The sequence below is a fragment of the Arthrobacter sp. KNU-44 genome (assembly GCF_051843155.1).
Lineage (GTDB): Bacteria > Actinomycetota > Actinomycetes > Actinomycetales > Micrococcaceae > Arthrobacter.
Genome location: NZ_JBPXNG010000002.1, coordinates 4,633,227 through 4,659,793 on the forward strand (window position 1 = coordinate 4,633,227; position 26,567 = coordinate 4,659,793).

16 protein-coding genes are annotated in these 26,567 nt (G+C 65.4%); 13 read left to right on the plus strand and 3 right to left on the minus strand.

Going from position 1 to position 26,567, the window contains the following annotated elements:
- Window positions 1-18: 18 nt before the first annotated feature.
- Entirely contained in the window at window positions 19-1,314 is a 1,296-nt protein-coding gene (locus ACSVHC_RS22760) for an ABC transporter substrate-binding protein (RefSeq protein ID WP_439181331.1), read from the minus strand.
- A gap of 270 nt (window positions 1,315-1,584) precedes the next feature.
- Between ACSVHC_RS22760 and ACSVHC_RS22765 the strand changes: the two genes are divergently transcribed.
- The 11 genes from ACSVHC_RS22765 to ACSVHC_RS22815 all read left to right on the plus strand — a co-directional run bounded on the left by ACSVHC_RS22765 (window position 1,585) and on the right by ACSVHC_RS22815 (window position 15,990).
- Complete coding sequence (locus ACSVHC_RS22765) at window positions 1,585-2,607, plus strand: LacI family DNA-binding transcriptional regulator (protein WP_439181332.1); 1,023 nt, start codon at window positions 1,585-1,587, stop codon at window positions 2,605-2,607.
- A gap of 10 nt (window positions 2,608-2,617) precedes the next feature.
- Window positions 2,618-3,628: a Gfo/Idh/MocA family protein gene (locus tag ACSVHC_RS22770; RefSeq protein WP_439181333.1), complete on the plus strand. Its 1,011-nt coding sequence runs from the start codon at window positions 2,618-2,620 to the stop codon at window positions 3,626-3,628.
- An 18-nt stretch (window positions 3,629-3,646) separates the two neighbouring features.
- On the plus strand, window positions 3,647-5,281 hold the full coding sequence (locus ACSVHC_RS22775; protein WP_439181334.1) for an acyl CoA:acetate/3-ketoacid CoA transferase: 1,635 nt from the start codon (window positions 3,647-3,649) through the stop codon (window positions 5,279-5,281).
- A 33-nt stretch (window positions 5,282-5,314) separates the two neighbouring features.
- A complete protein-coding gene (locus ACSVHC_RS22780) occupies window positions 5,315-7,582 on the plus strand; it encodes a gluconate 2-dehydrogenase subunit 3 family protein (RefSeq protein ID WP_439181335.1) in 2,268 nt (755 codons plus the stop codon).
- Entirely contained in the window at window positions 7,579-8,391 is an 813-nt protein-coding gene (locus tag ACSVHC_RS22785) for an enoyl-CoA hydratase/isomerase family protein (RefSeq protein WP_439181336.1), read from the plus strand. Before ACSVHC_RS22780 ends, ACSVHC_RS22785 begins: the two co-directional genes overlap by 4 nt.
- Before the next feature lie 44 nt (window positions 8,392-8,435).
- Window positions 8,436-9,953, plus strand: coding sequence for an aldehyde dehydrogenase family protein (locus tag ACSVHC_RS22790; protein WP_439181337.1), 1,518 nt, complete (start codon window positions 8,436-8,438; stop codon window positions 9,951-9,953).
- Between the two features lie 28 nt (window positions 9,954-9,981).
- Window positions 9,982-11,196, plus strand: coding sequence for a glycoside hydrolase family 88 protein (locus tag ACSVHC_RS22795; protein ID WP_439181339.1), 1,215 nt, complete (start codon window positions 9,982-9,984; stop codon window positions 11,194-11,196).
- 5 nt (window positions 11,197-11,201) lie between these two features.
- Window positions 11,202-12,839 carry a GMC oxidoreductase gene (locus ACSVHC_RS22800; RefSeq protein WP_439181340.1) on the plus strand — a complete coding sequence of 546 codons (1,638 nt, stop codon included), beginning with the start codon at window positions 11,202-11,204 and terminating at the stop codon, window positions 12,837-12,839.
- Window positions 12,829-14,277 (plus strand): MFS transporter, encoded by a 1,449-nt coding sequence (locus tag ACSVHC_RS22805; protein ID WP_439181341.1) that lies wholly within the window; start codon window positions 12,829-12,831, stop codon window positions 14,275-14,277. The genes ACSVHC_RS22800 and ACSVHC_RS22805 overlap by 11 nt, the downstream gene beginning before the upstream one ends.
- A 74-nt stretch (window positions 14,278-14,351) precedes the next feature.
- Window positions 14,352-15,374: a LacI family DNA-binding transcriptional regulator gene (locus ACSVHC_RS22810; protein WP_439181342.1), complete on the plus strand. Its 1,023-nt coding sequence runs from the start codon at window positions 14,352-14,354 to the stop codon at window positions 15,372-15,374.
- Window positions 15,375-15,438: 64 nt separating this feature from the next.
- Window positions 15,439-15,990, plus strand: a complete 552-nt coding sequence (locus ACSVHC_RS22815) for a heme-degrading domain-containing protein (protein WP_437773805.1) — start codon at window positions 15,439-15,441, stop codon at window positions 15,988-15,990.
- Between the two features lie 316 nt (window positions 15,991-16,306).
- Here the strand turns inward: ACSVHC_RS22815 and ACSVHC_RS22820 are convergent, their stop codons facing one another.
- Window positions 16,307-16,975, minus strand: coding sequence for a TetR/AcrR family transcriptional regulator (locus tag ACSVHC_RS22820; RefSeq protein WP_437773804.1), 669 nt, complete (start codon window positions 16,973-16,975; stop codon window positions 16,307-16,309).
- 97 nt (window positions 16,976-17,072) lie between these two features.
- Between ACSVHC_RS22820 and ACSVHC_RS22825 the strand changes: the two genes are divergently transcribed.
- A complete protein-coding gene (locus tag ACSVHC_RS22825; RefSeq protein ID WP_437773803.1) occupies window positions 17,073-17,819 on the plus strand; it encodes a maleylpyruvate isomerase family mycothiol-dependent enzyme in 747 nt (248 codons plus the stop codon).
- Between the two features lie 436 nt (window positions 17,820-18,255).
- Here ACSVHC_RS22825 and ACSVHC_RS22830 read toward each other — a convergent pair whose 3' ends face one another.
- The gene (locus tag ACSVHC_RS22830) at window positions 18,256-22,290 is read right to left on the minus strand and encodes a choice-of-anchor D domain-containing protein (protein WP_439181343.1); all 4,035 of its coding nucleotides are present in this window, start codon (window positions 22,288-22,290) and stop codon (window positions 18,256-18,258) included.
- Between the two features lie 1,134 nt (window positions 22,291-23,424).
- Here ACSVHC_RS22830 and ACSVHC_RS22835 point away from each other — a divergent pair.
- A complete protein-coding gene (locus tag ACSVHC_RS22835) occupies window positions 23,425-26,304 on the plus strand; it encodes a fibronectin type III domain-containing protein (protein WP_439181345.1) in 2,880 nt (959 codons plus the stop codon).
- Window positions 26,305-26,567 lie beyond the last annotated feature (263 nt).

The following is a 26,567-nucleotide window of genomic DNA, read 5'->3' on the forward strand; positions in this document are numbered from 1 at the left end:
ACTTGGTTGGAGTGCCGGCTACTTCAGCTGGCTCTTCTGCGCCTGCGTCATGCTGGCGGTGAAGGCGGCAACGTTGCCGCTGCCGTTGAAGGTGGAGACGGCGTCGGCATAGGTCTGGGCGAACTCAGCCGGGGCTGCTTGCGCGTGTGCCAGGGAAGAGACCACTGCCGCGGACTTGAAGCTCTTGGCGGCGGATTGCTGGTACGGCGACAGCCCGGAGACGTCAGCGGTGCTCAGGGCTGGGATGGAGCCCTTCTTGGCCGCAAAGGCTGTCTGGATCTTTGGATCCATCAAGGTCTTCAGCCACTCCTTTGCCGCATCGGCGTGCGGGATGTTGCTGGCCGGGATGGAGAACCCGTCCCCGACGTAGTCGAAGATGTCTTCTTTCCCGGGGAACACCACCCATGCGAAGTCCGTCCCCGGCTTCTTGCCGGCGTTGAGAAGTTCTCCGTAGGCCCAGTCGCCCATGAGGTTGACGGCGCAAGCGCCGTTGGTCATCTTCTTGGCGGCCTCGTCCCAGGTGATGGCCGAGTGGTCCTTGTTGGCCAGGGAGAGGATCGTTTTGTAGTCTTCCAGCGCCTGTTTCACTTCGGGGGCGTCGAAGGAGTACTGGTTGGTGAAGAGTTTCTTCCAGTTATCCGCGCCTGCCCTGGACATGATGAGGGACTCCAGCAGTTCCGCGGAGGCGAAGATGTCCTTGTCCCCCAGGCACACCGGCGTTACACCCGTTGCTTGGACCTGCTTGAGGCTGCTGATCAGGCCGTCGACGCCGGCAGCCGGGTCGATTGTGACGTTTGCCTTGGCGAGCACTGCGGGATTGGTCCATAGAACATTGCCGCGGTGCACCCCGATGGGGACCGTGTAGTACTTGCCGTTGACCTGTTGTGCTTCGGCGACGTCCTTGGGCATCTGGGAAGCCCAGTTCCCCTCTGTCCACAGCGCCGTCAAATCGGCGGCCTGGCCCCCATCGACGTAGCTCTTGAGCTGCCCTGCCGGGTGCACTTGCCACGTGTCAGGCGGGCTGCCGGCCTGGAGTCGTGCCGCCAGTGCCTGCCTTGCGTTGGATCCGCCGCCGCCGGACACTGCGGCGTTGTCGACAGAAAGGCCAGGCGAGGCCTTTTTCACCCCGTCAATGAGCACATTGAGCGCGTCCGCCTCTGAACCGGAAGTCCACCAGGACGTGATCTCGAGTTTGTCGGTGCCGGCCCCGCTCGAGCTTCCGGCGGGAGTGTTGGCGGCGCATCCGGTGACGGCGATGAGGCTTGCCGCGGCCGTTGCGGCCAGTGAGATCTTGAGTTTGTTGGAAGAACGCATGACTACTCTCCTTTGGGTTGTCAGACGCCGGACAAGGCCGGCTTCAGCCTGCGTTGTGGTTCAGGTTACATATTTAAGTAGATCGATGCAATACTTTTGTTCGCAAGTCGCGCACGGCGACCTAGGTCGGCGGATTCCGATGATGGTAGGACACCGTCCACCGCGAATTTGTGCAGATTATCGGCGGTAGATTTTCAGTAGATCGATCTATCGTTGCACATAGAAACGTGATAGAAATGTGAGACCAAGCACGAAAGGAGGTGCGGATTGATGAATAAAGTGACCCTGAACGATGTCAGCCGAGCGGCTGGAGTATCTCGATCTACCGCTTCGCTGGTGCTGAGAGGGAGTTCCCGCATTCCGGAAGCGACCTCGGACCGCGTCCGGCTGGCGATGGCAGAGCTGGGCTACGTCTATAACCGGCACGCGGCCAACATGCGCCGCAGCCAGTCCATGACTCTCGGACTGATCGTGACGGACATCCGCAACCCCTACTTTGCCGGGCTCACCATGACCATCGAGGAAGCCGCGCATGAAGCCGGCTACACGCTACTGGTCGGCTACAGCCGGGATGACGTCGAACGGCAAGCCACCCAGCTCGAGACGATGGTCCAGCAACAAGTCGATGGAATCTTTCTCCTCCCCGCTGAGGGAACCGAGCTGGCCCCGGTCTGCCAGATCGTTGACCGCTCCTCGGTACCGGTCCTGCAGCTGGCGCGCTACTTTTCCGAAGAAATGGACTACGTCGGCCCGGACAACATTGTGGCCGGGCAGCAGCTGGCCAGGCACGTGTCCTCCCTCGGCGCCGCGTCGGCGGTGCTGATTGGGGGCCCTGAACATTCTTCGGCGCGTACCGAACGGATCCAGGGCCTGGAAACCGGCTTTGCGGGAAGCAGCGTGGCTTTCGACGCATCGTTGTCCGCCGCTACCACCACGAACAATGCTGCCGGCGGGTCCGAGGGCGTGGCCCGGGTGCTTGACCAGGGGATCTGGCCGGACTGCATCATCGCCTACAGCGACGCGGTGGCGCTCGGGATCTATGCCGAGCTGCGCCGGCGGAACCTGGAACCGGGACGGGATGTGTCCGTGGCGAGCTTCGACGACATCGCCATGGCCGAACTGCTGCTCCCGCCGCTGACTTCCGTGGCCACCTACCCGGAACTCATCGCCCGCAAAGCAGCGGAGATGCTGTTGAACCGCATAAGGGACTCTTCGCTGGATCCCCAACGATCCCTCATCGAACCGGCGCTGAAGATCCGCGCTTCCACCGCCCAATGGCGACCTAGAACCTAAGGAGAAACCAATGCCAGCACTGAAATGGGGCCTCATCGGCGCCAGCGACATCGCTGCGACCCGGGTCATCGGCGCCATCCGCGCAAGTGGAGGCGACGCCGTCGGGATCTACAGCGGATCCGGAGACCGGGCGCGGGACTTCGCGGCCAGCCACGGAATGCCCAATGTCACCACCGCTCTGGACGAGCTCCTGGGCTGGGACATTGACGCGGTCTACATCTCCTCCACCAACGACAAGCATTTCGACCAGGCCACCAAGGCACTTCGGGCCGGCAAGCACGTGCTGTGCGAGAAACCACTGGCCCTGAACGTCGACGACGCAACGGCGATGGTGGATTTGGCGGAGCAACAGGACCTGATCCTGGCTGCGAACCACCACCTGCCAGGCAGCCCGCTGCACGCCAAAGTCCGCGAGCTCGTGAGCGCCGGAACCATCGGTTCCGTCCTCTCGGCAAAGGTTGCCCACGCCGTCCTCCTGCCGGAACGCCTTCGCGGCTGGCGGCTCGGGCAAGGCACCCCCGGAAGCGGAGTAATCCTGGACATCACCTGCCACGACGCCTCGGTCCTCAACCCGCTGCTCGGCACTCCGGTGGCGGTCAGCGCCGTCGCCGTCCAGCAAGCAGCCTGGAACACGGGCGGCCAGGAAGACGCCGCCATGACCGTGATCCGGTACGAGCGGGACGGCCAGCCTACCGTCCTCGCCCAGACCCATGATTCCTTCACGGTCGGATACGCGAAGACTTCCCTGGAAGTCCACGGCACCGACGGCACCCTCATTGTCACCGACGCCATGACACAGGACACCGAAGGCCAACTGGTCCTGACCACCAAGTCAGGAAGCCAAACCATCGACGTCGACTGCACCGAGGATCTTTATGTCATCAACCTGCGTGCCTTCACGTCCGCCGTCCAGGGCACGGGCATCCCGACGGCGAGCGGCAAGGACGGGCTGCTGGCCCTCAAAGTCGCCCTCGCAGCCCAGGAATCCGCAAACACCGGACGCACCGTCCACATCAACTAAGACCCCAGAAAGAACACCATGCAGAAGGTACAGATCCTCACGGCCCGCGAAGCAGCGGAGCTCATCAACGACGACGACGTCATCACCGTCAGTTCCTCCAGCGCCCTCGGGTGCCCGGATAGCGTCCTGGCCGGGATCGGCCAGCGGTTCGAGGAAACCTCCCACCCGACGAACCTCACATCCGTGCATCCCATTGCCGCAGGCGACATGTACGGCGTCAAAGGCATCGACCACATCGCCCGCCCCGGTCTTCTACGCAAAGTCATTGCCGGGTCCTACCCGTCCGGTCCCTCCAGCGCGGAGCCCCCCCTGATCTGGCAGATGATCGAACGGGAGGAAGTGGAGGCCTACAACTTCCCCTCGGGCGTCATCTACCAGATGCACCGCACCGCGGCAGCGAAACAACCGGGCGTCTTCACGCAGGTAGGCCTGGACACCTTCATCGATCCCCGCCTTCAAGGCGGACGGATGAACAACACCACCCAGGCCGCACACGTCGAGACAACTACACTGGCCGGGCAGGAATGGCTGTTCTTCCCCTCAGTCATCCCCAACGTCGCTATCATTCGCGCCACCACCGCCGATGAATACGGCAACCTCACCTTCGAAGACGAAGGATCACCCCTCGGGGCCCTGGACCTTGCCTACGCTGCCCACAACAACGGTGGCGTCGTTATCGCCCAGGTCAAACGCCTGGCGGAAGCAGGAAGCCTGCACCCCCAGCACGTGAAAGTTCCCGGGATCCTCGTGGACGCCATTGTCATCGCCGAGGACCAGCTCCAGACCACCCTGACAGCGAACGACCCCGCCATCTCGGGGCAACTGCGCAGGCCCCTGAGCTCGCTCCCCCACGTCGCCTTCTCCATCGAGAAGATCACCGCACGTCGCGCCGCCCAGGAACTCAGGGCCGGCGAGATCGTCAACCTCGGCTTCGGCGTCTCCGCCCTCGTTCCGCACATCCTCGTCGAAGAAGACCAGGGACGGGAAGTCAGCTGGGTCATCGAACAGGGCGCCGTGGGCGGAATCCCCCTGCTGGACTTCGCGTTCGGATGCGCCCAGAACCCTGACGCAATCATGCCCAGCATCGACCAATTCACCCTCCTGCAAGGCGGCGGCTTCCACCGCTCTTTGCTGTCCTTCCTGGAGATCGACCGGCTCGGCAATGTCAACGTCCACCACTTGCCCAAGAAGCGCCACGTCACCGCGGGCGTCGGCGGCTTCGCCGACATCACCTCCTCGGCTCCCGAGATCATCTTCATGGGCGCCTTCACCGCCGGACGCCGCGACATCGTGGCCGGCGGGGACGGCTTGGACATCCGCGCCGATGGCCCCTTCACCAAGCTCGTCAACGACGTTTCGGCCATCACCTTCTCCGGACCCCGTGCCTTGGCGCGCGGCCAGAAGGTCAAATACATCACCGAGCGCGCAGTGCTGGAGCTCACCAGCAAAGGACTCGTCGTCACCGAAATCGCCCCCGGCGTGGACCTCCAAAAGGACGTCCTGGACCGCAGCGAGTTCCCGCTGATCGTCTCCGACAATCTACGGACCATGGACCTCGCCCTCTTTGCCGACGCACCGGTCGGCATCCACCTCCCGACGCTGCCGCTGCACGAGCGGATCGAACAGCGCACCCCTTCACTGGCCGCGCACTGACGCACGGCCGAAACACTTGAAAGGACTCCCGCGATGAAAAGCTTCCGCATTCTTACCCCCTACGAAACCGAACTTGCCGACGCGCTGTTCGAAGCCATGTTCCCTTCCGACGGGGAAAGCCCCGACGTCCGCGACGCCGGAGTCACCACCTATCTGGATCTGACCCTGGAAGGCTACGGACGGAAGGAACTGCCCCGGTACCAATGGCTCTTTGGTGCCTTGGACCGGTACGCGGAGGACAAGCACGGCCGGAACTTCGCCGCGCTCACAATGGATGAACGCACCGACGTGCTGGTCTTGCTCGAACAAGGCGAACTGACCGATCAGCTTCCTGCGAAGGAACAGCAGGAGCTCTTCGGCCTGGTCGTCGCGCACTTGCAGGAAGGCCTTTTCGCGGATCCTGCCCACGGCGGAAACAAGGACGGTGTCGGCTGGAAGTTCCTCAAGCACCCCGGCGTCTGGTTGGAAAACTCCGCCGAGGAAAACCTCAGCACCGAGCACGTGACCAAGGGCGGTGTCATCAAGACCCTCGCGGACGCCATGCAGGAAATCCCCCGCGACACCGAAGGACACAAGCTCAAGCAGCTCGGCTACGAAAACGCTGTCAACCCGCAGATGACGGACGAGGTCGACGTTCTGCTCGTCGGCGTCGGCGCCATGGGCGGGCTGAGCGCCCAGGTCTTCGCCGAGGCCGGCCTGAGCGTGGTGGGCCTGGAAGCCGGACCGTTCCGTCCCCTGGACGAATTCCTCCCCGACGAACTCGAACACGCCTACTACACGCGCGGCGGCCTGGGACCGAAGTTCCAGCAGGAGACCCCCCGCTGGCGCGAAACCGCGGAAGAGGAAGGCACCCGCGAAGCCACCTTCTCCCTGGGCCGGATGGTCAACGGCGTTGGCGGCTCTGCAGGACACTACGGATCCTGGCTACGGCGCTTCCACCCCTGGCAATTCGCCCCCAAGAGCCACTACGACGGCCTCTACGGACCGGAAGCGCTCCCCGAAGACTGCACCCTGGCCGACTGGCCGGTCAGTTACGAAGATCTGGAACCCTTCTACACAAAGCTCGAACACCTGATCGGCATCGCCGGCGACGAATCCAACCCCTTCGTCCGGCGCAGCAAGCCCCTCCCGCTGCCGCCCACCCGGCCGTTCATCCTGGGCAACAAGTTCAGCGAAACCACCCGCGCCGCCGGACTGCACCCGCACCCCGTTCCCGTCGGATTCACCACTGAGTCCTACGGCGGCAGGGCTGCCACCGGTTACAGTGCGTGGAACAACGGCCTTGGATCCTTCCGCGGCGACCGCTGGCACCCGGGCCTAGGCCCGGTGCCCGCCGCCATCGCCACCGGCAACTTCGAACTGCGCACCCACTCCCGTGTCACCCGGATCATCATGGATGAGTCAGGTGCCGCCCGCGGCGTCGAGTGGGTCGATCCCCTGGGCAGGGTCCGCCGCCAGTACGCCCGGGCCGTCATTCTCTCTGCCTACACCTACGAAAACCTGCGCCTGATGTTCCTTTCGGCCGACTCCCGTCACGAAAACGGCCTCGGCAACAACACCGGCCAATTGGGGCTGCATTACATGACCAAGATGTTCGGCCACGTGGATGCCCTCTTCCCGGGTATCGAATTCAATCGCCACACCGGCCCTGCCGCCCAGGGCGTGGTCCTGGACGACTACCTCTCCCCCGAATTCAGGTCCCTGGACCACGGCTTCATCGGCGGCGCCACCCTCGGCGCCGAACAGCAGGCCCTGCCCCTGCAGATCGCGCGCGAAACCCTCCCTGGGGACGTCCGCCGCTGGGGCGCCGGCTACCGTGACCATTTGAAGCTCTGGTCCCAGCAAGGGGTCATCCGAATCCAGCCCGACGCCTTGCCCTACGCCTCGCACCGCCTGGAAATCGACCCACGGCACCGGGACTCCTCCGGACTCGGCATGCCTTTGGTCCGGGTGACGTACAGGCTGCGCGAGAATGAGCGCCGTCTGGCCGCCTGGATGGCAGACCGCGCAACCGGACTCCTGAAAGATATGGGAGCAACCAAGACCTGGCAAGGCCCCTACTTCACTGGGGTCGGCTCCAGCCACGACCTCGGCGGTGCCCGCTTCGGCCACGACCCTGCCGGTTCGGCCCTGGACGAGCACCTCGCGGTCCACGACACCCCCAACCTCTACATGTACTCCGGTGCGGCGTTCCCCAGCTGCCCCGGCATCAACCCCACCCTGACCATCTGGGCTATCGTCATGCGCGCCGCCGAGCACCTGGCCGGCGAACTCGGTGGCCAGCGAAAGGAGCAGCCATGAGCACCGAAACAGCACCGGCCACGAAAGAGGCCACCGAACAGGTGACCGTGGAGTACTCGGCTGACCGGTACACCGCGACGATCCTGATCGACCGCTCCGCCAAGCTCAACGCACTTACCCTGGGCCTTTTGGAGGACCTCGCCGCGGCAACCCGCGAAGTCGCCGCCTCCACAGCCCGGCTCGTCATCGTCCGCACTGGCGGTAAGAAGGTCTTCTGCGTCGGCGCGGACATCAACCACTTCGCCGATCTCTCCGCCGCCGGCATGTGGCGGGACTGGATCGCCACCGGCCACCGGGCCTTCGATGCCCTCGCCGGACTACGCCAGCCCAGTATCGCCGTCGTCGACGGCCTCGCGTTCGGCGGCGGGCTGGAACTGGCCCTGGCCTGCGACTTCCGCGTCATTGCCGCCGAAGCACGCGTTGCCCTTCCCGAAACCGGACTCGGCACCGTACCCGGCTGGGGTGGCACCGAACGCGCCACGGAGCTGGTGGGCCGGGCACGGGCCAAGGAACTTGTCCTGACCCGCAGGCAACTCTCGGGGGAGGAAGCCGTCGGCTGGGGCCTGGCCACCGCCGTCGCGCCCCAAACGGAGCTTGAACAGGCGGTCGCAAAGCTCAGCGATGACTTGCTGGCCGGAGCCCCGCTGGCCGTGCAACTGGGCAAGCAACTCATCGACGCGGCTGCCGACGGCGCTCCGTCCCGCGTGCTCGAGGCGCTGGCCGGCGGCCTTGCGGCCGCCACCGACGACCTGGCCGAGGGTGTCGCAGCCTTCCGGGAAAAGCGCGCCGCGCACTTCACGGACAACTGACACCACGAGCCGGACACCCACAACATCTTCTAAGGACACCCGAAATGGAAACCAGGAACTACACGCTCGACGACGTCGAGCCCACCTACCGGCCGATGATCATCGACGGTGAAGACGTCCAGGCCCGCAGCGGCGAGACCTTCACGCGGCTGAGCCCGGCACACGAGGTCGAGGTGACCTCATTCCCCCAAGGCGGGAAGGACGACGTCGACCGTGCCGTTCTCGCTGCACGAAAGGCGCTGGAGGGCGGCTGGCGGAAGTCCAGCGGGTCCGAGCGCTCCAAGCTGCTGCTGAAAGTCGCCGACCTTGTCCGCCGCGACGCGGAAGAACTGGCATTGGCGGAAACCCTCGAAACAGGCAAGCCCATCACCCAGTCCCGCAACGAAGTCGCCGGCACCGCCGAGTTGTGGGAATACGCCGCCAGCCTGGCCCGGAACACCCAGGGTGACGCCCACAACGCCCTGGGGCCCGACACCCTGGCGCTCGTGGTCCACGAACCGATCGGCGTCGTCGGGATGATCACGCCATGGAACTTCCCTCTGCTGATCATCAGCCAGAAGCTCCCGTTCGCCCTCGCCGCCGGAAACACCGCCGTCATCAAGCCGAGCGAAAGCACCTCCGCCACCACCGTGATGCTGGGCCGCCTCATCCGCGAAGCCGGCTTCCCCGCAGGCGTCGTGAACATCGTCACCGGCGACCGTGTGGTGGGTTCGGCCATCGCCGAACACCCCGGCATCGACATGGTCAGCTTCACGGGCTCAACGGGTGTCGGCAAGAGCATCGCCGCCACGGCCGGCCGGGACCTGAAGAAGGTCGAACTCGAACTGGGCGGTAAGAACCCGCAGATCATCACGCCCAACGCCGACTTCACGGCCGCGGTGGACGCGGGCGTGTTCGGCGGGTACTTCAACGTGGGGCAGTGCTGCAACTCCGGCAGCCGCCTCATCGTGCACCGTTCCATCGCCGACGAGTTCGCCGCCGCCGTCGTCGAACGGGCACGGCACATGCGCGTGGGCGATCCGCTCAAGTCGGACACGCTGGTAGGCTCCCTCGTCAACGATGCGCAGCTCGCCGTCGTCGAACGCTATGTGGCCGAGGGCCGCGCAGCCGGGGCCCACCTGCTCACTGGCGGCGGTCGCCTCGACACCGGCCTGGACGGCCGTTTCTACCAGCCCACCGTCTTCACGGACGTCACGGCACAGATGTCCATCGCCACCGATGAAATCTTCGGCCCTGTCCTTTCCGTACTGCCCTACGACACGCTCGAGGAAGCGATTGGCATCGCGAACTCCACCTCGTTCGGGCTGTCCGCCGGGATCTGGAGCAACGACATCAACGAGGCCCTCACGGCTGCCCGCGACCTCCGGGCCGGAACCGTCTGGGTCAACCGCTGGATGGACGGCTACCCCGAAGTGCCGTTCGGCGGTTACGGCCAGAGCGGGATCGGGCGTGAGCTCGGCCGCCAGGCCCTCGCCGAATTCAGCGAACTCAAGACCATCCAGTTGCAGGTCGGCACCCGGCACACCCGGTGGGTCGACGCCCCCGACGCGCCACGCGACTGACCCCCAGAACCGTCCAAAGGAAACGAACATGACCGCCACCACCTCCACGGCACCATCGCACGCACCCGCTGTGCTGCCCGCCATCCTGCCGCTCACGCTCCCGACAGGCTACGAAGTCCCCGCAGAGTTCGCCGAGGCCGCAGCCAAAGCCTGGAAAACCGCCTCAACCAAACTGACCGGACTCATCACCGCCCACCCTGACCGGTTTCCGCTCTACACCGAGGAAGGCAAGTGGGTGGTGGACGGTGAAGCCTGGACCAACTGGTGCGAAGGCTTCCTCGGCGGCCAGCTCTGGATGCTCTCCCGCCGCGCCGACGAAGCAGACCAGGCACGCTTCCGCGCCGCAGCCGAGCACTACTCCAAACTCATCGAAGAACGAAAGAGCGATGACACCGTCCACGACCTCGGATTCCTGTTCTGGTCCACGTACCGTCGCTGGTTCGAAGCCACCGGTGACACCACCAAGCGCGACGTTGTGGTCGAGGCCGGACGCACCACCGCAAGCCGCTACCGCGAAGCCGGAAAGTACATGCCCAGCTTCCGCCAGCCAGACAGCCTGTTCATCGACATCATGATGAACATCCACATGGCCCTCTACGCGGCCCAGCAAACCGGCGACCAGGACATGGCCCGCAAAGCCGTTGACCACTGCCTTACCACCCGGCGCTTCCTGATGCGCGGCGACGGTTCCGCTTCCCACGAAGGCATGTTCGACGTCGAAACCGGCGCGTTCCTGAAGCAGACCACCCAACAGGGCTACTCCGACGACGGCTCCTGGGCACGCGGGCAGGCCTGGGCCCTCTATGGTTTCGGCACCGTTTACCGCTTCACGGGCGACCGCCGCTTCCTCGAAACCGCCATCGCCGCAGCCGACTTCTACCTCGAAAAGACCGGCGACCGCCTCGTGCCGCCGAACGACTGGGAAGAACCCAACCCCGTCCGCCCCTACGAGACCTCCGCAGCAGCCGCGGCGGCAGGCGGTTTCTGGCAGCTCGCAGGCCTCGTCCAGGACGCCACCAAAGCCACAATCTATGCCGACTACGCGGTGAACATCCTGCAGCGGCTGAGCGAGGACGACTTCCTGGCCAGTCCGGACGAGGGCTGGGAAGGCGTACTCAAGCACGGCAGCTACCACGAAGGCAAGGACCTGGGCGTCGACGAATCCGTCATGTGGGGTGATTACTGGTTCCTGGACACCGTGGACCAGATCCAGCAGTACGCCGAGGCACGGCAGGGCCGGTAAGCACCGTGTCCTGGCAAACCATCGACGAGGCACCTCGTCCGGGGACACCGGCAGAACCGGCGTCCCCGGACGAGGTGATCCGTACCGACATCGCCATCATCGGATCCGGCATGGGCGGCGGCACCATGGCCTACGCCCTGAAGGACTCCGGTGCCAAGGTCCTGCTGATCGAACGTGGCCGCCGCCTGCCAGCTGAGCCGCAAAACTCCGATCTGGACGAGGTCTATCTCAAGGGCCGCTACAAGAATGCCGAGGCCTGGTTCAATGGTCGCACCGGCGAATCCTTCAAACCCGGCGTCTATTACTGGGTCGGAGGCAACACGAAGGTCTACGGCGCCTGCCTGCCGAGGTTCCGTGCCAGCGACTTCGAGGAAACCCGGCATGCAGACGGTGTGTCTCCTGCGTGGCCTTTCAGCTATGCGGACCTTGAACCGTATTACGCGCGGGCCGAAAAGCTCTTCAAGGTCCGGGGCCAGATCGGCGAAGATCCCACCGAACCGGTTCACTCCGAGGGCTATCCGTATCCTGCGCTTGACCACGAACCCGCCATTCAGAGTCTGGCGGATTCCCTGCGGAGCCAAGGGCTCCATCCCTTCAGGATGGCTAACGGGCTCGACGCTGACACTCCGGAGAAGCGTGCTTTGTGCGCCACGAGCGACGGCGCGCCGAATGAAGCGGGACTGAAGTCCGACGCCGAGAAGATCGCTATCGATCCCGCGGTGGAAGCCGGCGTCGCGCTGATGACTGACACCAAGGTCACCCGGCTGGTTCTCGGGGCCGACGGACGCACGATCGTCGCCGCCTTGGCAGAACGCAACGACCAAGTCATCCGCATCGAGGCCGCCAGGTTCATTCTCGCTGCCGGGGCAGTCAACTCCGCGGCCGTGCTGTTGGGTTCCGTGACCACTGAACATCCGGGAGGACTGGCAAATTCCTCAGGGCTTGTGGGCAGGAACTACATGGTCCACAACAGCACCTTCTTCATCGGAGTCAACCCGTTCAAGATCAACCGAACCCTGTGGCAGAAGACCCTCGGTCTCAACGATTGGTATGAGGCCGGTCCCACCACCCCGTACCCGCTGGGCAACCTGCAGATGCTCGGGAAGCTGCGGGCGAGCATGCTGAAAATGGCCCGCAGCTGGGCGCCCACCCCGATGCTGAAGGCGGTATCGGACCGCAGCATCGACATCTACCTCACCACCGAAGACCTGCCGCGGCGAAGCAACGGTATCAGCGTCGTCGATGGCAAGATCCACGTGTGGTGGGAGCCGAACAACCTTGAGCCGCATGCAGAGCTGGTGCGGCGCGTCCGCCGGGCCGTCCGCAAGGCAGGTTACCCGCTGATCTTCACCGAACGCATGGGCATCGAGACCAACTCCCATCAATGCGGCACGGCCGTCGCCGGCGACGACCCCCGCACGAGTGTCCTCAACCCTGACTGCAGGGCACACGATCTGGACAACCTCTGGATCGTCGACAGCTCCTTCTTCCCCTCCTCGGCAGCCCTCAACCCGGCCCTGACCATCGCAGCCAACGCACTGCGCGTCGCGGACACCATCCTCAAGGACCTCAAGCCCCGAACAGGTTCCGTTCATCAACCACATCCCACCCCACAGTTAGGTGCACTCCGTCGTGAGCCTTAATCCCCCAACAACCCACCCGCAGGCGCCAGCCGCCAGTATTTCGACCAGGGACCTCGCCAGGGCAGCCTGGGCGAGCTCGCTCGGCAGCGCCCTGGAATACTACGACTTCGCCCTGTACAGCCTGGCCTCCGCCCTGGTGTTCAGCCCGCTGTTCTTCCCCGGGAACAACCCCGCGACCGGCCTGATCCTCAGCTTCGGCACCTACTTCCTCGGCTTTGCCATCAGGCCGCTCGGCGGTGTCGTCTTCGGCCGCCTCGGCGACCGGCTTGGGCGGAAGTTCGTGCTGCTCACCACCGTCCTCCTCATGGGAGGGGCCAGCACTCTCATCGGCGTCCTGCCCACCTACAACGGCTCGGCCGGCGACTGGTACGGCACCGGCGCTGGAATCCTGGCACCGATCCTGCTCATCGTGTTGCGCCTGATGCAGGGCCTGGGGGCCGGGGCTGAAATGGCCGGGGCGTCCATCCTGATGACCGAATACGCTCCCGCACGCCGACGCGGCTTCGTCGCCTCCCTGCCCTTCCTGGGCGTCCAAATGGGCACCGTCGCCGCGGCGCTCGTGTACTTCCTGCTGTTGAACACCAACCAGGCCATCAAAATCACCGACACGTGGCTGTGGCGGGTACCGTTCCTCGCCAGCGTCGTGATCCTCGGCGTCGCCATCTACATCCGGCTGCGCCTCAAGGAATCCCCCACCTTCGCCAAGCTGGAACCGCACGAGCAGGTCACCGAAAAGCCCCTCAGGACCCTCATCAACCGCTCCGGGAAGACGCTTCTGCTGGGAATCGGACTGCGCATGGCCGAAAACGGCGGCTCGTCCATCTACCAGGCACTTGCGATTGCGTACGTTTCGAGTGCCGCGATCGGCATGAAGGGACCCATCGGGGCACTCTCCCTCGTCTTCGCTGCCGCGGTGGGCGCCGCCGTCGTGCCCCTCGCCGGCTGGCTGACCGACAAATACGGCCGTGTCCGCACCTACCGTGCCTTCGCCATCTTCCAACTACTGGCCGCATTCCCGATCTGGTACGCGCTGAGCTTCGGTGACACCGTGCTGACCATCGTCGTGGTCTCCATCGGACTCGGCGTTGGCACATGGGGAATGTTCGGTGCGCAGAGCGCGCTCATGTGCGAACTCTTCGGCTCCCGGCAGCGTTACCTAGGTGTCTCGGTAGCGAGGGAGGCCTCGGCTGTCATCGCCGGAGGCATCGCTCCCCTGATTGGCGCCTGGCTGATGGCACTCGCGGTCACCGCCGAAGGCGGAAGCACGGTCCATGGGGCAGGCGCTGGAGCCTGGCTCCCCATCGCCGGATACCTGGCACTCCTGACGGCCATTACCGTCGCAGCCACCTTCGCAGTCCCCGAAACCAAAGGCCGAAGCCTGGAGGACCCCCGGGACGCAATCCACGAAAAGCACGCCGTGCAGCTACAAGGTTCCTAGACCGCGGATTGGTAAGGTCGATAGGCGGGCAGCACCGCTATCCCGCCTATCGACCTCACCGGCAGGAATCTGGAATGACCCCGCGCATCACCCTCGAAGACGTCAGCAAAGCCGCCGGAGTCTCAAAATCGACCGCGTCCCTTGTTGTTCGGGGCAGCTCGCGCATCCCGGAGAGCACGGCCGCCAAAGTGCGCGAGGCCATGGATCAACTCGGCTATGTATACAACCGGTCTGCCGCGAACCTGAGGCAAAGCCGGTCCATGACCATCGGATTGGTCGTCACCGAGATCATCAACCCTTACTTCGCCGAGCTTGCGATGGCCGTCGACGAGATCACCCACGACGCCGGATACACGATCTTCATCGGCTACAGCCGTGACCTTGCCGACCGTCAACACGAAATCATCGCCTCCATGATCGAACGGCAGGTCGATGGGCTCCTGCTGCTCCCGGCCCCGGACACCGACCCCGAAAAGCTCGCCAAACAGGTCAACGCGGCAGGAGTCCCGCTCGCACTGCTCGCCCGGCGATTCCCTGGATTCGACTACGTCGGCAGCAACAACGTCAAGGGCGCCACGCTACTCGGGGAGCACCTGGCCGCTTTGGGCTGCAGAACTGTCGCTTTCCTCGGAGGCCGCAGCGCTTCCTCCCTGACGGAACGGGAAGAAGGACTCCGCAAGTCACTGGAACTTAACGGTTGCGAAGTTTGGAGCCCGGATGCATTGCGCAGCCCCATCACCCCCGAGGGTGGCTCGGCCGCCGTCGCCCGGCTCTTTGACCTGGGCAGGCTTCCGGACGCGATCGTCGCGTACAACGACATCGTCGCCCAAGGAATCTACGACGAAATGCGCCGGCGTGGCCTCGAACCTGGTCGCGACATCGCCGTCGCATCCTTTGATGACACCCGCATCGCCGCCGGCCAAGTCCCTCCTCTGACGTCCGTGGCGGGATTCCCGCAACAGGTCGGCGCGAAAGGCGCCGAGATGCTCATGACCCGCCTGGCTGATGGCAATGCGGACATCCCCACCCAACTGACCCTCATCGAGCCGCAGCTCAAGATCCGGTCCTCAACCGCGACCTGGCGCACCCGCACATAGGCACACCCGGGGCAGCGCTGCTGCGAGGGCGGCAAACCGTTCCAACAGAGAGGAACAACCCATCATGGTCCAAGACACTGTCGTCGCCTCCGAGCAGGAATTCGACCCGGACTCCCGTGCCGAACAGCCCGAAGCCGCACTGAAAGCGCTGATCAAACGCCTCGAAAACGAAGTCAGCGACCTGCACCTGCACAGCTTCGACCAAGCTGACGCCCTGGCCCTGGGTCTGTTGCTGGTAAAGCTCGCCACCCGGCGGAACCTCCCGGTCGCCATCGACATCCGCCGAAACGGACACGTCCTCTTCCACGTCTCCCTCCCCGGCGCGACGCCCGACAACGAGCTTTGGGTCCAGAGAAAGAGCAGAACAACTGAGCGGTACGCCGAACCATCCCTGCTGGTCGGGCTCAAAGGCCGGCTCGGCGGAGGCAGACTCGAAGACAACGGATGGTTCGACGAGATGCGCTACGCCTCCCACGGAGGGGCCTTCCCGATATTCGTCAAAGGCACCGGACACATTGCCACCGTCACGGTCTCGGGGCTCCCGCAAAAAGCCGACCACGACCTCGTCGTCGAAGGACTGACCACATTCCTGGCTTCAATCGAGGACGGGCGCTAGCCCCGACTGAGGGGTGGTACCGCTTTTCTGCGCACACCACCCCTCGGCCGCCGTGCCGGGCCGCGCCTGCAGGGAGTGAACGTAGGCCCATAGCCGCCTGCTCGCATTTGTCGTGATCGGACTCCTCATCCCATTACCCCGCCCCGACGGTCAGAGGCCGTCCCCCAAGCCGGTCGATCGGCATCGGTAGTTAGGGAGGTGGATTACCGCCTGGGCCGTCGAATATCGAGTGTCGGCCAGGTCTGGGAATTGTCCGGGCCACCTACGGGCGTCTAGCGGTTGAAACGGGACGGTTGAGTTCGCAAACGGTTCCGGCTCAACGCAGACCAGGATCAGGTCCATCTTCCTCGCCAGCCTGCGGGTAGTGCCGGGTGATGTGCGCAAGGAACATGTCGACGGCATCCCCAAGAAGTTGCCGCCAGCGGTCTCCTCCCGGGTCGTTGGAGAGCTGTTGGCTGACCAGACCAGTGATGAGCGCTGTCCAGAGGTCGACAGCATCGGGCGTGTCGGCTCCGACGCCGGCGAGGAAGGCGGAGGCCTCCTCGAGGGCGCGGACGGCGCTGGAGTAGGATTCCGGACTCGGCCTAAAGCCCGGGACGGGGCGTTCGAACAGTAACTGGTAGCGGGCAATGTCGGCGGTGCAAAAATCGAAGAACATCCGTGCCGCTGCCAGAAGCGTGGCCCGGGGGGCTCCTGAAGGGCCGGACTGGAGAACAACTGTCAGGAATTCCCGGGCCGCCTGGTCGAACATCGCATCGTAGATGGCCGCCTTTCCGGGAAAGTAGACGTAGAGCGACGGCGGGCGCATGCCGACCTCGTCGGCGACTTCGCGCAGCGACAGGGCGGCGACTCCTCGCTTCCGGACGTTTTCCCACGCAGCGCTCAGGATTTCACTGCGCGTGTCCTGATGCCTGCGGGCGCGCCGGTCCTGTCGCCGCGCAGGCGCTGGCTCCCGAGGCGGTGCAGCCGGCTGCTGGGACTTCATCATCATTCTCCTACGCACATTAGGTAAACCTATTGACTTCAGTCTAGCGCGGGTGTCCTATTCATATTAGGAAAAACAAATACCAGGAGGCAATGCCATGCGGGGAATTCAGCCGGAGGATTCGGCAACGTTCACGCTTAGCCACGCGGAATGGATGGACAGGGCAACAGAGGAATACGGGCGCATCCTGGCCCTTCTGACCGCGTTGCCGAAGGACGCCTGGTCCGCCACCACGGACTGTCCCGAATGGGACGTCCGCAGACTGGTGGCGCATCTGGTCGGAGCCGCGGAGGCATCGGCGAGTCCCCGCGAAAGTATGCATCAGGTGCGGGCCGGAAAGAAGCTGCACCCAGGCGGCCCCGTCGTCGACCGGATGAATGCGCTCCAGGTCCACGAGCGTGCCAGCCATGCCCCGGCAAGGCTCCTCACGGACCTCGCCGAGGCGTCAATTCGTGCGGTGGCGGCGCGCCGAAAGATTCCAATTGCCGTCCGGGCGATACCGGTGCCTTGGGGGCCTCCGCTAGGCGTGCGGTCCGTCGGATACCTGATGGACCGCATCTACACGCGTGATGCCTGGATGCACCGGATTGACATCAGCCGGGCCACCGGCGCCAGCCTGGCCACGACTGCGGCCCATGACGGGCGGATTGTCGGGGACATCGTCCACGAGTGGGCAGCCAAGCACCGGAAGCCGTTCCAGCTGGAACTCACCGGCACCGCAGGCGGTCGCTGGTCCTCCGGTATCGGCGGGCAGCAGATCTGTCTGGAGGCGATCGAGTTCGCCCGGGTTCTGTCCGGACGCGTCAAAGCCACCGGGCTGCTCACCATCGGGGTACCTTTCTAGTCGCGGCCACCACTGACACGCTGCGAACCGCAAGAATCGTAGGAAACCATGCCTCTGCAAAGTACACGGAACGGTGCCGCTCACCACCCCATGATGCTTGTTGCGGGGATTCTTTTGAGCGTGGGATTGCTGCACCTGCCCGGCGAACCGATACGTGCCCATCTTGAAATCACGACCGACAAGGCACTTCCTCAGGGCTGGACGCAAGTCAAGATGGATGAGCCCTGGAGCAGCTTCCCGCTCGATTCACGCGAACTTTGGAAGTTCCGGCTGACGGCCAGACATTGAGGCGTTCCAGCGTTGCCTGCTCTCTCGAAGGCGGCGTAGGCTCGTGCTCCGGCCCGGCCGGACTGCACCCTGCTGGCTCGTGCCGCGCGACCCGTGGTTGCAGAACCGTTAAGCCTGCAGCCCGACGGGGCGCTCTTCGAGCAAGTAGCTAGCCGCTGACCGTTCCTGTTTGCGAGTTCCATGTCAGCCGGCCGCCGCCGAAATCCGACTCCCGACCGAGGGGAACTGCGTACTCGTCGGTCAGCGGGTAGCCCAGCCGTCCCTGTTCCCAGCCCAGCGCGGCCCACTTCGCCTGGATGGCCCCCTGGACCTCGTGCGCCCCCGTCGCCGGCGACCAGTAAATCGAAGAGCCCCCGGAACCGGTGAAATGGGTGTACTGACCCACCCCGTCAGGAGTGCCCATGACGTCGGTGGTCGGGAAGCCAAGGCTCCCGGCCGCCCCGCCGGCAGCCTGATACCGGGTATAGACCGCACCATGGACCTCATGCGCCCCCGTCGCCGGGGACCAATACACCGAAGCGCCCCCGGAACCAGAGAAATCGTTGTACCGGCCCGCCCCGTCAGCCGTTGCCAGTTCATCGGTCAGCGGGTAGCCCAGCCGTCCCTGTTCCCAGCCCAGCGCGGCCCACTTCGCCTGGATGGCCCCCTGGACCTCGTGCGCCCCCGTCGCCGGCGACCAGTAAATCGAAGAGCCCCCGGAACCGGTGAAATGGGTGTACTGACCCACCCCGTCAGGAGTGCCCATGACGTCGGTGGTCGGGAAGCCAAGGCTCCCGGCCGCCCCGCCGGCAGCCTGATACCGGGTATAGACCGCACCATGGACCTCATGCGCCCCCGTCGCCGGGGACCAATACACCGAAGCGCCCCCGGAACCAGAGAAATCGTTGTACCGGCCCGCCCCGTCAGCCGTTGCCAGTTCATCGGTCAGCGGGTAGCCCAGCCGTCCCTGTTCCCAGCCCAGCGCGGCCCACTTCGCCCGGATGGCCCCCTGGACCTCGTGCGCCCCCGTCGCCGGCGACCAGTAAATCGAAGAGCCCCCGGAACCGGTGAAATGGGTGTACTGACCCACCCCGTCAGGAGTGCCCATGACGTCGGTGGTCGGGAAGCCAAGGCTCCCGGCCGCCCCGCCGGCAGCCTGATACCGGGTATAGACCGCACCATGGACCTCATGCGCCCCCGTCGCCGGGGACCAATACACCGAAGCGCCCCCGGAACCAGAGAAATCGTTGTACCGGCCCGCCCCGTCAGCCGTTGCCAGTTCATCGGTCAGCGGGTAGCCCAGCCGTCCCTGTTCCCAGCCCAGCGCGGCCCACTTCGCCTGGATGGCCCCCTGGACCTCGTGCGCCCCCGTCGCCGGCGACCAGTAAATCGAAGAGCCCCCGGAACCGGTGAAATGGGTGTACTGACCCACCCCGTCAGGAGTGCCCATGACGTCGGTGGTCGGGAAGCCAAGGCTCCCGGCCGCCCCGCCGGCAGCCTGATACCGGGTATAGACCGCACCATGGACCTCATGCGCCCCCGTCGCCGGGGACCAGCAGACCACGCCACGGACGAAATCCTGACATTTCCCTGACGCCACGGGGTATTGCAAAGAAAGCGCGCTCCCAAGATTCGATTGCAGCTGGCCGGCACCGACCTGCTGGGCCTTGACCGCGATTGGGTCGTCCACGCCGTTGCCGGTGAGCATCACAGTGAGTGGCCCTTGGCCGTCGTCGGCGGTGATCAGGTAGAAGGTGTTCTGAGTTCCAGCGGGCCCGACGGCGGTCGGCGCGAAGGTCACGCTTTGGAATGCGGAGCCACCCGCGGGAATCGTCAGGCCCTCAGCGATGGGTGCGGTCGTTGAGAAAAGTCCTAGCGGCGCCTTCGCCTTGGTGATGGTCATCGGGATGTTGCCGGTATTGAGTATCTTGAAGTCCCGGGTTGTCGATGTCCCCACCGGTATGTCACCGAAATCCAGCGTGGGCGGCAGTTGCAGGTGCGCAGCCCCTGAGATGGCGGTCGCGGTGATCGGCACGGTCACCGCGCCGTAGTCGCTGACGACAACGAGCTGGTCGCTCACAGGATTTGCTGTGGCGGGGCTGAACGTCAGGGACACCGGGACCGAGGCGAGGGGCTGGATTTGTTGACCTACGACCGGCGCTGTGCCGGTGTCCACGCTGAGCTCTGCATTGGCCGGGAGGGTGATTCCGGTGATCGTGACAACCGTTGTGCCTGTATTGACGATGCTGACGGTCCGCCGGCTGATCGTCTGGGTCGGCACGCTCGTGTACTGCAACGCGGGCGGTGTCGAGCCCAAGCCGTCCTTCGTGCCGACGCCGTGGACGCCGAGGATGTCGGTCTCGCCGTCGGCCGTGGTGACGGTCAGCGTGCCGTCGGCCTGGCCGGCAGCCGACGGCGAGAAGGTCACCGGGACAGCGAGACTGCCGCCGCCGGCCAGAGTCTGAGGCAGCGTGAGGGAGGTTCCGATTTGGAACGGAGCACTCGCCGTGACGGAGCTGATCGATACCGGCCTGGACGCGGTGATCGTCACTACACCCGTCTGCGCGGCACCTACCGGGACCTGGCCTAGGTCGGTGCCCGTCGCACCTACTGCGGCGGTTGTCGGGGAGCCGAAGGCTAGCACGTGCCCGTCGCGGGTGCCCACGAACACGCGACCGCCGTCGGTGGCCACGGAGGAGAACTTGGAACCTACGCCCAGTGGGCTGCTGAACACCTGCTGGAGGTGACCGGTGCTGTCCGGAAGCGCGCTGTAGGCGCGCAGTTCTGCGTTGGCACCGGTGGGTCCAGAGACATAGACAACCCAGACAAGGGCGGAAGACCCGTCCGTACCGTTAGAGGTCACTGCCGGCGCACCGGAGGTGTACCCGAAGGTGCCGGGGGACGTCGCGACGGACGCGAGGGTAACCCCGCCCGCACTGTTCGGCATGAGCTTGAAAGCACGTAAGTAGCCGTTGTTCTCGACGTCGTAAAGGTAGCCGCCGCCGCTGGTCCCGAGGAATGCCGGCCGCCCCCAAACTCCGGCGTACGGACCGGCCTCGTCGAGGACGGCGTCGGTTCCGCCGGGGCCCTGCGCCATGCCACCCAAACGGTCGCGGTCCAGAAGGTAGACGTGGCCGTCTTTTCCGACCTGGGCCATTAGGTGCGGGTGCTGCGCCGTGCCGTAACCGTCCGGAATGGCGACAGGGGCCCCGGAACCGAGGTCGGCGTCGTTTTGGTTCAGCCTGGCGTTGGCGGCGGGGCTGAAGAAGTCGGTCGGCGTCAGGTTGCCGTCGCCACCCACTTGGAGCCGGACCACGGACTCCGCCAGCGTCGCTGGTGGAGTGGTGCCCACACCCGGTGCCGGGGAAATGCCGTTCCCGGTGGTGACTATGATCTGGCCCGCGCCATCGGACACCAGGCCGCCGCCGGACTGCCAGATCCCGCCCTCCGCGTTGCTGTTGCCCGATTCGGTGGCCCACATCGTCGTCTGCCGGCCGTTTGTAGACACCCCGACGATGTACCCGACGAAGGGAACGTAGTCGCAGTGGCCGCCGAAGCCGGCGTAGACGACCCCGTTCATGAGCAGCAGTCCTGGCCGCTGCATCGCGGTCATGGCGTTGAATGGATGGGTCGGATCATTGCTCGGGGCTCCGCCAATGAGGACAGGGAACCCCGCCCTCTCGGCCCCGGTCACCGGATCGAGGGAGTGCATGTACCAGTGCGGGAGCTGCGGGCTCGATCCGTCGTTCGTCTTGGCCATCAGGAAAACGGACTTTGTCGCCGGGTCGAAGACCGGAGTGGACGTGATGCCGATGGAAGGCGTGAGGTCGCCGCAGCTCACTGTCGACGCCGGCCAGGCCGGACCGAGGGTACGTACCCACTTCGCCGTCCCTGTGGTGCTGTCCAACCCGTAAACGGCATTGTTCTCCGTCGCTGCGATGACGGTACTGTCGACGACGAGCGGCTGGGCGTACACCTGCCCGTCCACAGCCGTGGAGAACAGTTTGCCGAAGGTTGAGGACGCAACTGACGACGGCGAAAGCGCGCTCTCGGTGCTGTCCCACCCCGTCCGCAGCGCATCGTGGGCGACTGTCCCTACGTCCGCAACGGCGGTGTCGCAAATGGACAGCCCTGTGAGTACGAGCAGTGTTGACACGAATGCCGCCCAGACGTGGCGGGGCAGCGGTTTGGGTTGACCACGCATGTGAGAGACCTGTTTCTGACCCTTGGCTACTGACTCATTGCGTGGAGCCTAGGCGCGGAAAAAGGGCCGCACAGGAGTGGTTCGTGCCCGACTTTGTGGCGCAGGACACCCTATTCCTGAGCCGTCACTACCTGCACTGTGTGTGCAGATCCGCGTGACTACTTGCTTGGTCGAAACCGCGCAGGCCAGAGCATGAGGCCAATCTGCGGTCGACAAAGACCGCATTAGAGACCGCATTCGACGAGGACTTGAGATCCTCCGGCTTCGAGTAGGCACTGGCGACCCACTCCGAAGCCGAAAGTGTTAACACTTTCAACGGCGCCGGATTCGAAGTCCGGTCGCTGGGAGCGCTCCAGTACCCAGGACATGCGAGTATTCCCACACAAAAACAGGTGCCGCCCACTCTCGCCCCAGGCACTGGCCGGCACCTAGGCTCCGGATCGGGCCGCTTTCACGGCCGTCATGAGGCGGGCCCAAATGACATGAGGAGAGCTTTCGATCGCGCGGCCACCGAGGTGCTGACTATGAACGGCTCTGTCCATCCACAGGAGGTCATGATGCGGGCCTGGATCACCAATGAAGTCGTTAACGCCGGCGGTGGTCCTTGGGCTAGCTCTCTGACCGGTCAGCGGCACCCTCGAGGTCCCGGCAAGCCGGCACCTCGCCCTCCGGCGTACCAGTGCCAGCCCCCGGAGGAACACAGCCCTCCGGGGCGAGTGGGAGTGGTCCGTGCCGCACAGTTCTCAGGTATAGCGCCTGCACCGATACCACCTCATAAGGGACACTCCCATGGCAAATACGGGGCATAAGGGAAATTCGGCACGAAGAGGGCGCCGCCCGGCTCTGGCAGCCTCGCTTGTAATGGCCGCTTTAGTGATTTATGCAAGCTTTGGTTCGGGAGGCAGCGTTCAGGCCAGTACGTCCCCCTGTAACCCCACCGCTCCGGCTCCCACTAACGCTGACCCCGGCACAGTGGTAGTGGCCGATAACTTTGAAACCAATGATTTCAGTAGATGGACGACTGTCACCCAGTTGGGCGACGCCACCGCCACGGTGCAATCGGCAATTTCCAACTCCCCCGCCTGCGCTGCACAAATACATGTGACGGGGAATAGCGGTTCCGAGGCTAACGTGGTGAAAAATTTGCCGGCTTCGGCCAGCGAGGTTTGGGCCAGCGGCTGGTTTGACATCACGCGCGAAGGCAGCGCTTCGAACAGTAACGTTCCCACCTTGCGCTTCTTCAACGGCAGCAACCGCCTGTTTGACGTATCGCGTCAAAACGGATCGGGCAGCCTGTTCGTGAGGTGGGCTAGCGGCTCCGGCTTCACCATCGTGGGCGTGGGTAATGTAGCCGTCGGCCAAAAGTTTGCCCTGAAAATTCACCTGGTAGTCAATGGTGCGCAAAGCCAGGTCCAGGTATGGCAGGACGGCACGAAACTCTTTGACCGTTCGAACAGCACGACCGGGTTTATAGATCTCGGTTCATATACTTCGATGAATGTGCTCCAGCTGGGAGCAGAGCACGCGGTGCAGGATGGCGACATGATCGCTGATGACATTATTCTGAAGACGGTGGCTGCCGGTATACCGGCACCTCCGGTGTTCACCGCGGACACTCCCCCGGGCACCGCCACCGCCCGCACCGCCTACAGCTACACCTTCGCCGCGACCGGCAGCCCGGCCCCGACCTTTGCAGTGTCTTCCGGTGCCCTGCCCGGCGGGCTGAGCCTGGACCCCACCACCGGGATCCTCTCCGGCACCCCGACGACGGCCGGCACGGCAACGTTCACGGTCGCCGCGACCAACGGGGCCGGCCCCGACGCGGTCACCCCACCCCTCACGATCACCGTGGCAGCGGCGCCGACCGCGCCTGCCGCGCCCACCGGCGTGACCGCGACGGCGGGCAACGCCTCGGCGTCCGTGTCGTGGACGGCGCCGGCCAACGGCGGCTCCCCGATCACCTCCTATGCGGTGACGCCTACCTCCGGGGGCACGTCTCTGGCTCCGGTGACGGTTACCGGGAATCCGCCCTCGACGACCGCGACCGTCACCGGACTGACCAACGGCACGGCCTACACGTTCACGGTCACCGCCACGAACGCCGTCGGGACCTCCGCGCCCTCCGCGGCCTCGGCCCCCGTCACCCCGACGGCCCCGACCGCACCCGCCTCACCGACAGGTGTGAGCGCGACGGCGGGCAACGCCTCCGCAGTGGTGTCCTGGACGGCGCCGGCCAACGGCGGCTCCCCCATCACTTCGTATGCGGTGACGCCTACCTCCGGGGGCACGTCTCTGGCTCCGGTGACGGTTACCGGGAATCCGCCCTCGACGACGGCGACCGTCACCGGGCTGACCAACGGCGCGGCCTACACGTTCACGGTCACGGCCACGAACGCCGTCGGAACCTCCGTGCCCTCCGCGGCCTCGGCCCCGGTCACCCCGACGGCCCCGGTTCCGGGCGTTGTCAACGGCGGGTTCGAATCCGGGCTCAGCTCCTGGACCACCGGCGGCGCCAGGGCACCGGTGGCCTCCGCCGTTGCCCACACCGGCACCGGCTCCGCGCTCCTCGGATTGGCGTCGGGGGCCGAGCCGCTCGGGGACAGTTCCCTGTCCCAGATGATCACCGTCCCCGCCGCCGGGACCTCCACCCTGTCCTTCTGGTACCAGCCGCACACCGCCGACGAGACCTGCACCGGCACCGCCTGCCGCTACGACTGGATGGAAGCGCAGGTCCGCACCACCAGCGGCACGGTCCTGGCCAGCCTGTTCAAGCTCTGCAGCGACTCCGGCACCTGGACCCAGCTCAGCGCCAACCTCTCCGCCTACAACGGGCAGAGCATCGTGCTCTGGTTCAACGTCCACCTCGACGGTTCCAGCCCGGCCGATGACACCTGGATGTACCTGGACGACGTGGCCCTCACCAACACCCAGACCAACCCCACGGCACCCGCCGCCCCCACCGGGGTCACCGCGACCGCGGGCAACGCCTCCGCGGCCGTGTCCTGGACCGCCCCGGCCAACGGCGGCTCCCCGGTCACCTCCTACACCATCACCCCGCACGCCGGCGCCACCACCCTGGCCCCGGTCACCGTCACCGGGAACCCGCCCGCCACCAGCACCAACGTCACCGGCCTGGCCAACGGCACCGCCTACACCTTCACCGTCACCGCCACCAACGCCGTCGGCACCTCCGTTGCCTCGGCGGCCTCGGCACCGGTCACCCCCACCGCCGGGGCCACGGCACCCGCCGCCCCGACCGGGGTCACCGCGACCGCCGGGAACGCCTCCGCGACCGTGTCCTGGACCGCCCCGGCCAACGGCGGCTCCCCGATCACCTCCTACACCATCACCCCGCACGCCGGCGCCACCACCCTGGCACCGGTCACCGTGACCGGGAACCCGCCCGCCACCAGCACCACCGTCACCGGCCTGGCCAACGGCACCGCCTACACCTTCACCGTCACCGCGACCAACGCGATCGGCACCTCACCGGCTTCGGCGGCCTCGGCGCCGGTCACCCCCACCGGAACCACCACTTCGGCCATCACCAACGGCGGCTTCGAATCCGGACTCAGCTCCTGGACCACCGGCGGGGTCAGGGCACCCGTGGCCTCCACCACCGCGCACACCGGCACCGGCTCCGCGCTCCTCGGTCTGGCCTCCGGGGCGGAACCGTTGGGTGACAGCAGCCTGTCCCAGACCATCACCGTCCCCGCCACCGGAACCACCACCCTGTCCTTCTGGTACCAGCCGCACACGAATGACGACACCTGCAACGGCACCACGTGCCGGTACGACTGGATGGAAGCGCAGTTCCGCTCCACGAGCGGCACCACCCTGGCCAGCCTGTTCAAACTCTCCAGTGACTCCGGCACGTGGACCCAGTTCAGCGCCGATCTCTCGGCCTACAAGGGACAGACCATCACGCTGTGGTTCAACGTCCACCTCGACGGCTCCAGCCCCGCCGACGACACCTGGATGTACCTCGACGACATCACCCTCACCACCAGGTGAATTGCTGGGTCTCAACCGTCCGCCGCGACCGAGGGCTCATGACCTCCACAACCACCAGAGCCGTGCAGTGTCCATAGTGGGTCGGTCCCTCGACCTGCCGGGCCAGATCATCGAATTACCGATGGTGTACGGCGCGTCAAGGTAGCGGGACCGCTGGGCCTCGTTCAGCGTCGTAGCGGTACCAATGCTTCGCCCCGGGAGGCGTCAGTCAAGACGAGGTAGTCATCCCGACGGTGCGATCGGGGCAGATGGGGCGCCGGAGC

What these genes read in the sequence shown, in the direction of transcription:
- ACSVHC_RS22760 (WP_439181331.1), bottom strand. Translation starts at nt 1,314, where the DNA reads ATGCGTTCTTCCAACAAACTCAAGATCTCACTGGCCGCAACGGCCGCG.
- ACSVHC_RS22765 (WP_439181332.1), top strand. Translation starts at nt 1,585, where the DNA reads ATGAATAAAGTGACCCTGAACGATGTCAGCCGAGCGGCTGGAGTATCT.
- ACSVHC_RS22770 (WP_439181333.1), top strand. Translation starts at nt 2,618, where the DNA reads ATGCCAGCACTGAAATGGGGCCTCATCGGCGCCAGCGACATCGCTGCG.
- ACSVHC_RS22775 (WP_439181334.1), top strand. Translation starts at nt 3,647, where the DNA reads ATGCAGAAGGTACAGATCCTCACGGCCCGCGAAGCAGCGGAGCTCATC.
- ACSVHC_RS22780 (WP_439181335.1), top strand. Translation starts at nt 5,315, where the DNA reads ATGAAAAGCTTCCGCATTCTTACCCCCTACGAAACCGAACTTGCCGAC.
- ACSVHC_RS22785 (WP_439181336.1), top strand. Translation starts at nt 7,579, where the DNA reads ATGAGCACCGAAACAGCACCGGCCACGAAAGAGGCCACCGAACAGGTG.
- ACSVHC_RS22790 (WP_439181337.1), top strand. Translation starts at nt 8,436, where the DNA reads ATGGAAACCAGGAACTACACGCTCGACGACGTCGAGCCCACCTACCGG.
- ACSVHC_RS22795 (WP_439181339.1), top strand. Translation starts at nt 9,982, where the DNA reads ATGACCGCCACCACCTCCACGGCACCATCGCACGCACCCGCTGTGCTG.
- ACSVHC_RS22810 (WP_439181342.1), top strand. Translation starts at nt 14,352, where the DNA reads ATGACCCCGCGCATCACCCTCGAAGACGTCAGCAAAGCCGCCGGAGTC.
- ACSVHC_RS22815 (WP_437773805.1), top strand. Translation starts at nt 15,439, where the DNA reads ATGGTCCAAGACACTGTCGTCGCCTCCGAGCAGGAATTCGACCCGGAC.
- ACSVHC_RS22820 (WP_437773804.1), bottom strand. Translation starts at nt 16,975, where the DNA reads ATGAAGTCCCAGCAGCCGGCTGCACCGCCTCGGGAGCCAGCGCCTGCG.
- ACSVHC_RS22825 (WP_437773803.1), top strand. Translation starts at nt 17,073, where the DNA reads ATGCGGGGAATTCAGCCGGAGGATTCGGCAACGTTCACGCTTAGCCAC.
- ACSVHC_RS22830 (WP_439181343.1), bottom strand. Translation starts at nt 22,290, where the DNA reads ATGCGTGGTCAACCCAAACCGCTGCCCCGCCACGTCTGGGCGGCATTC.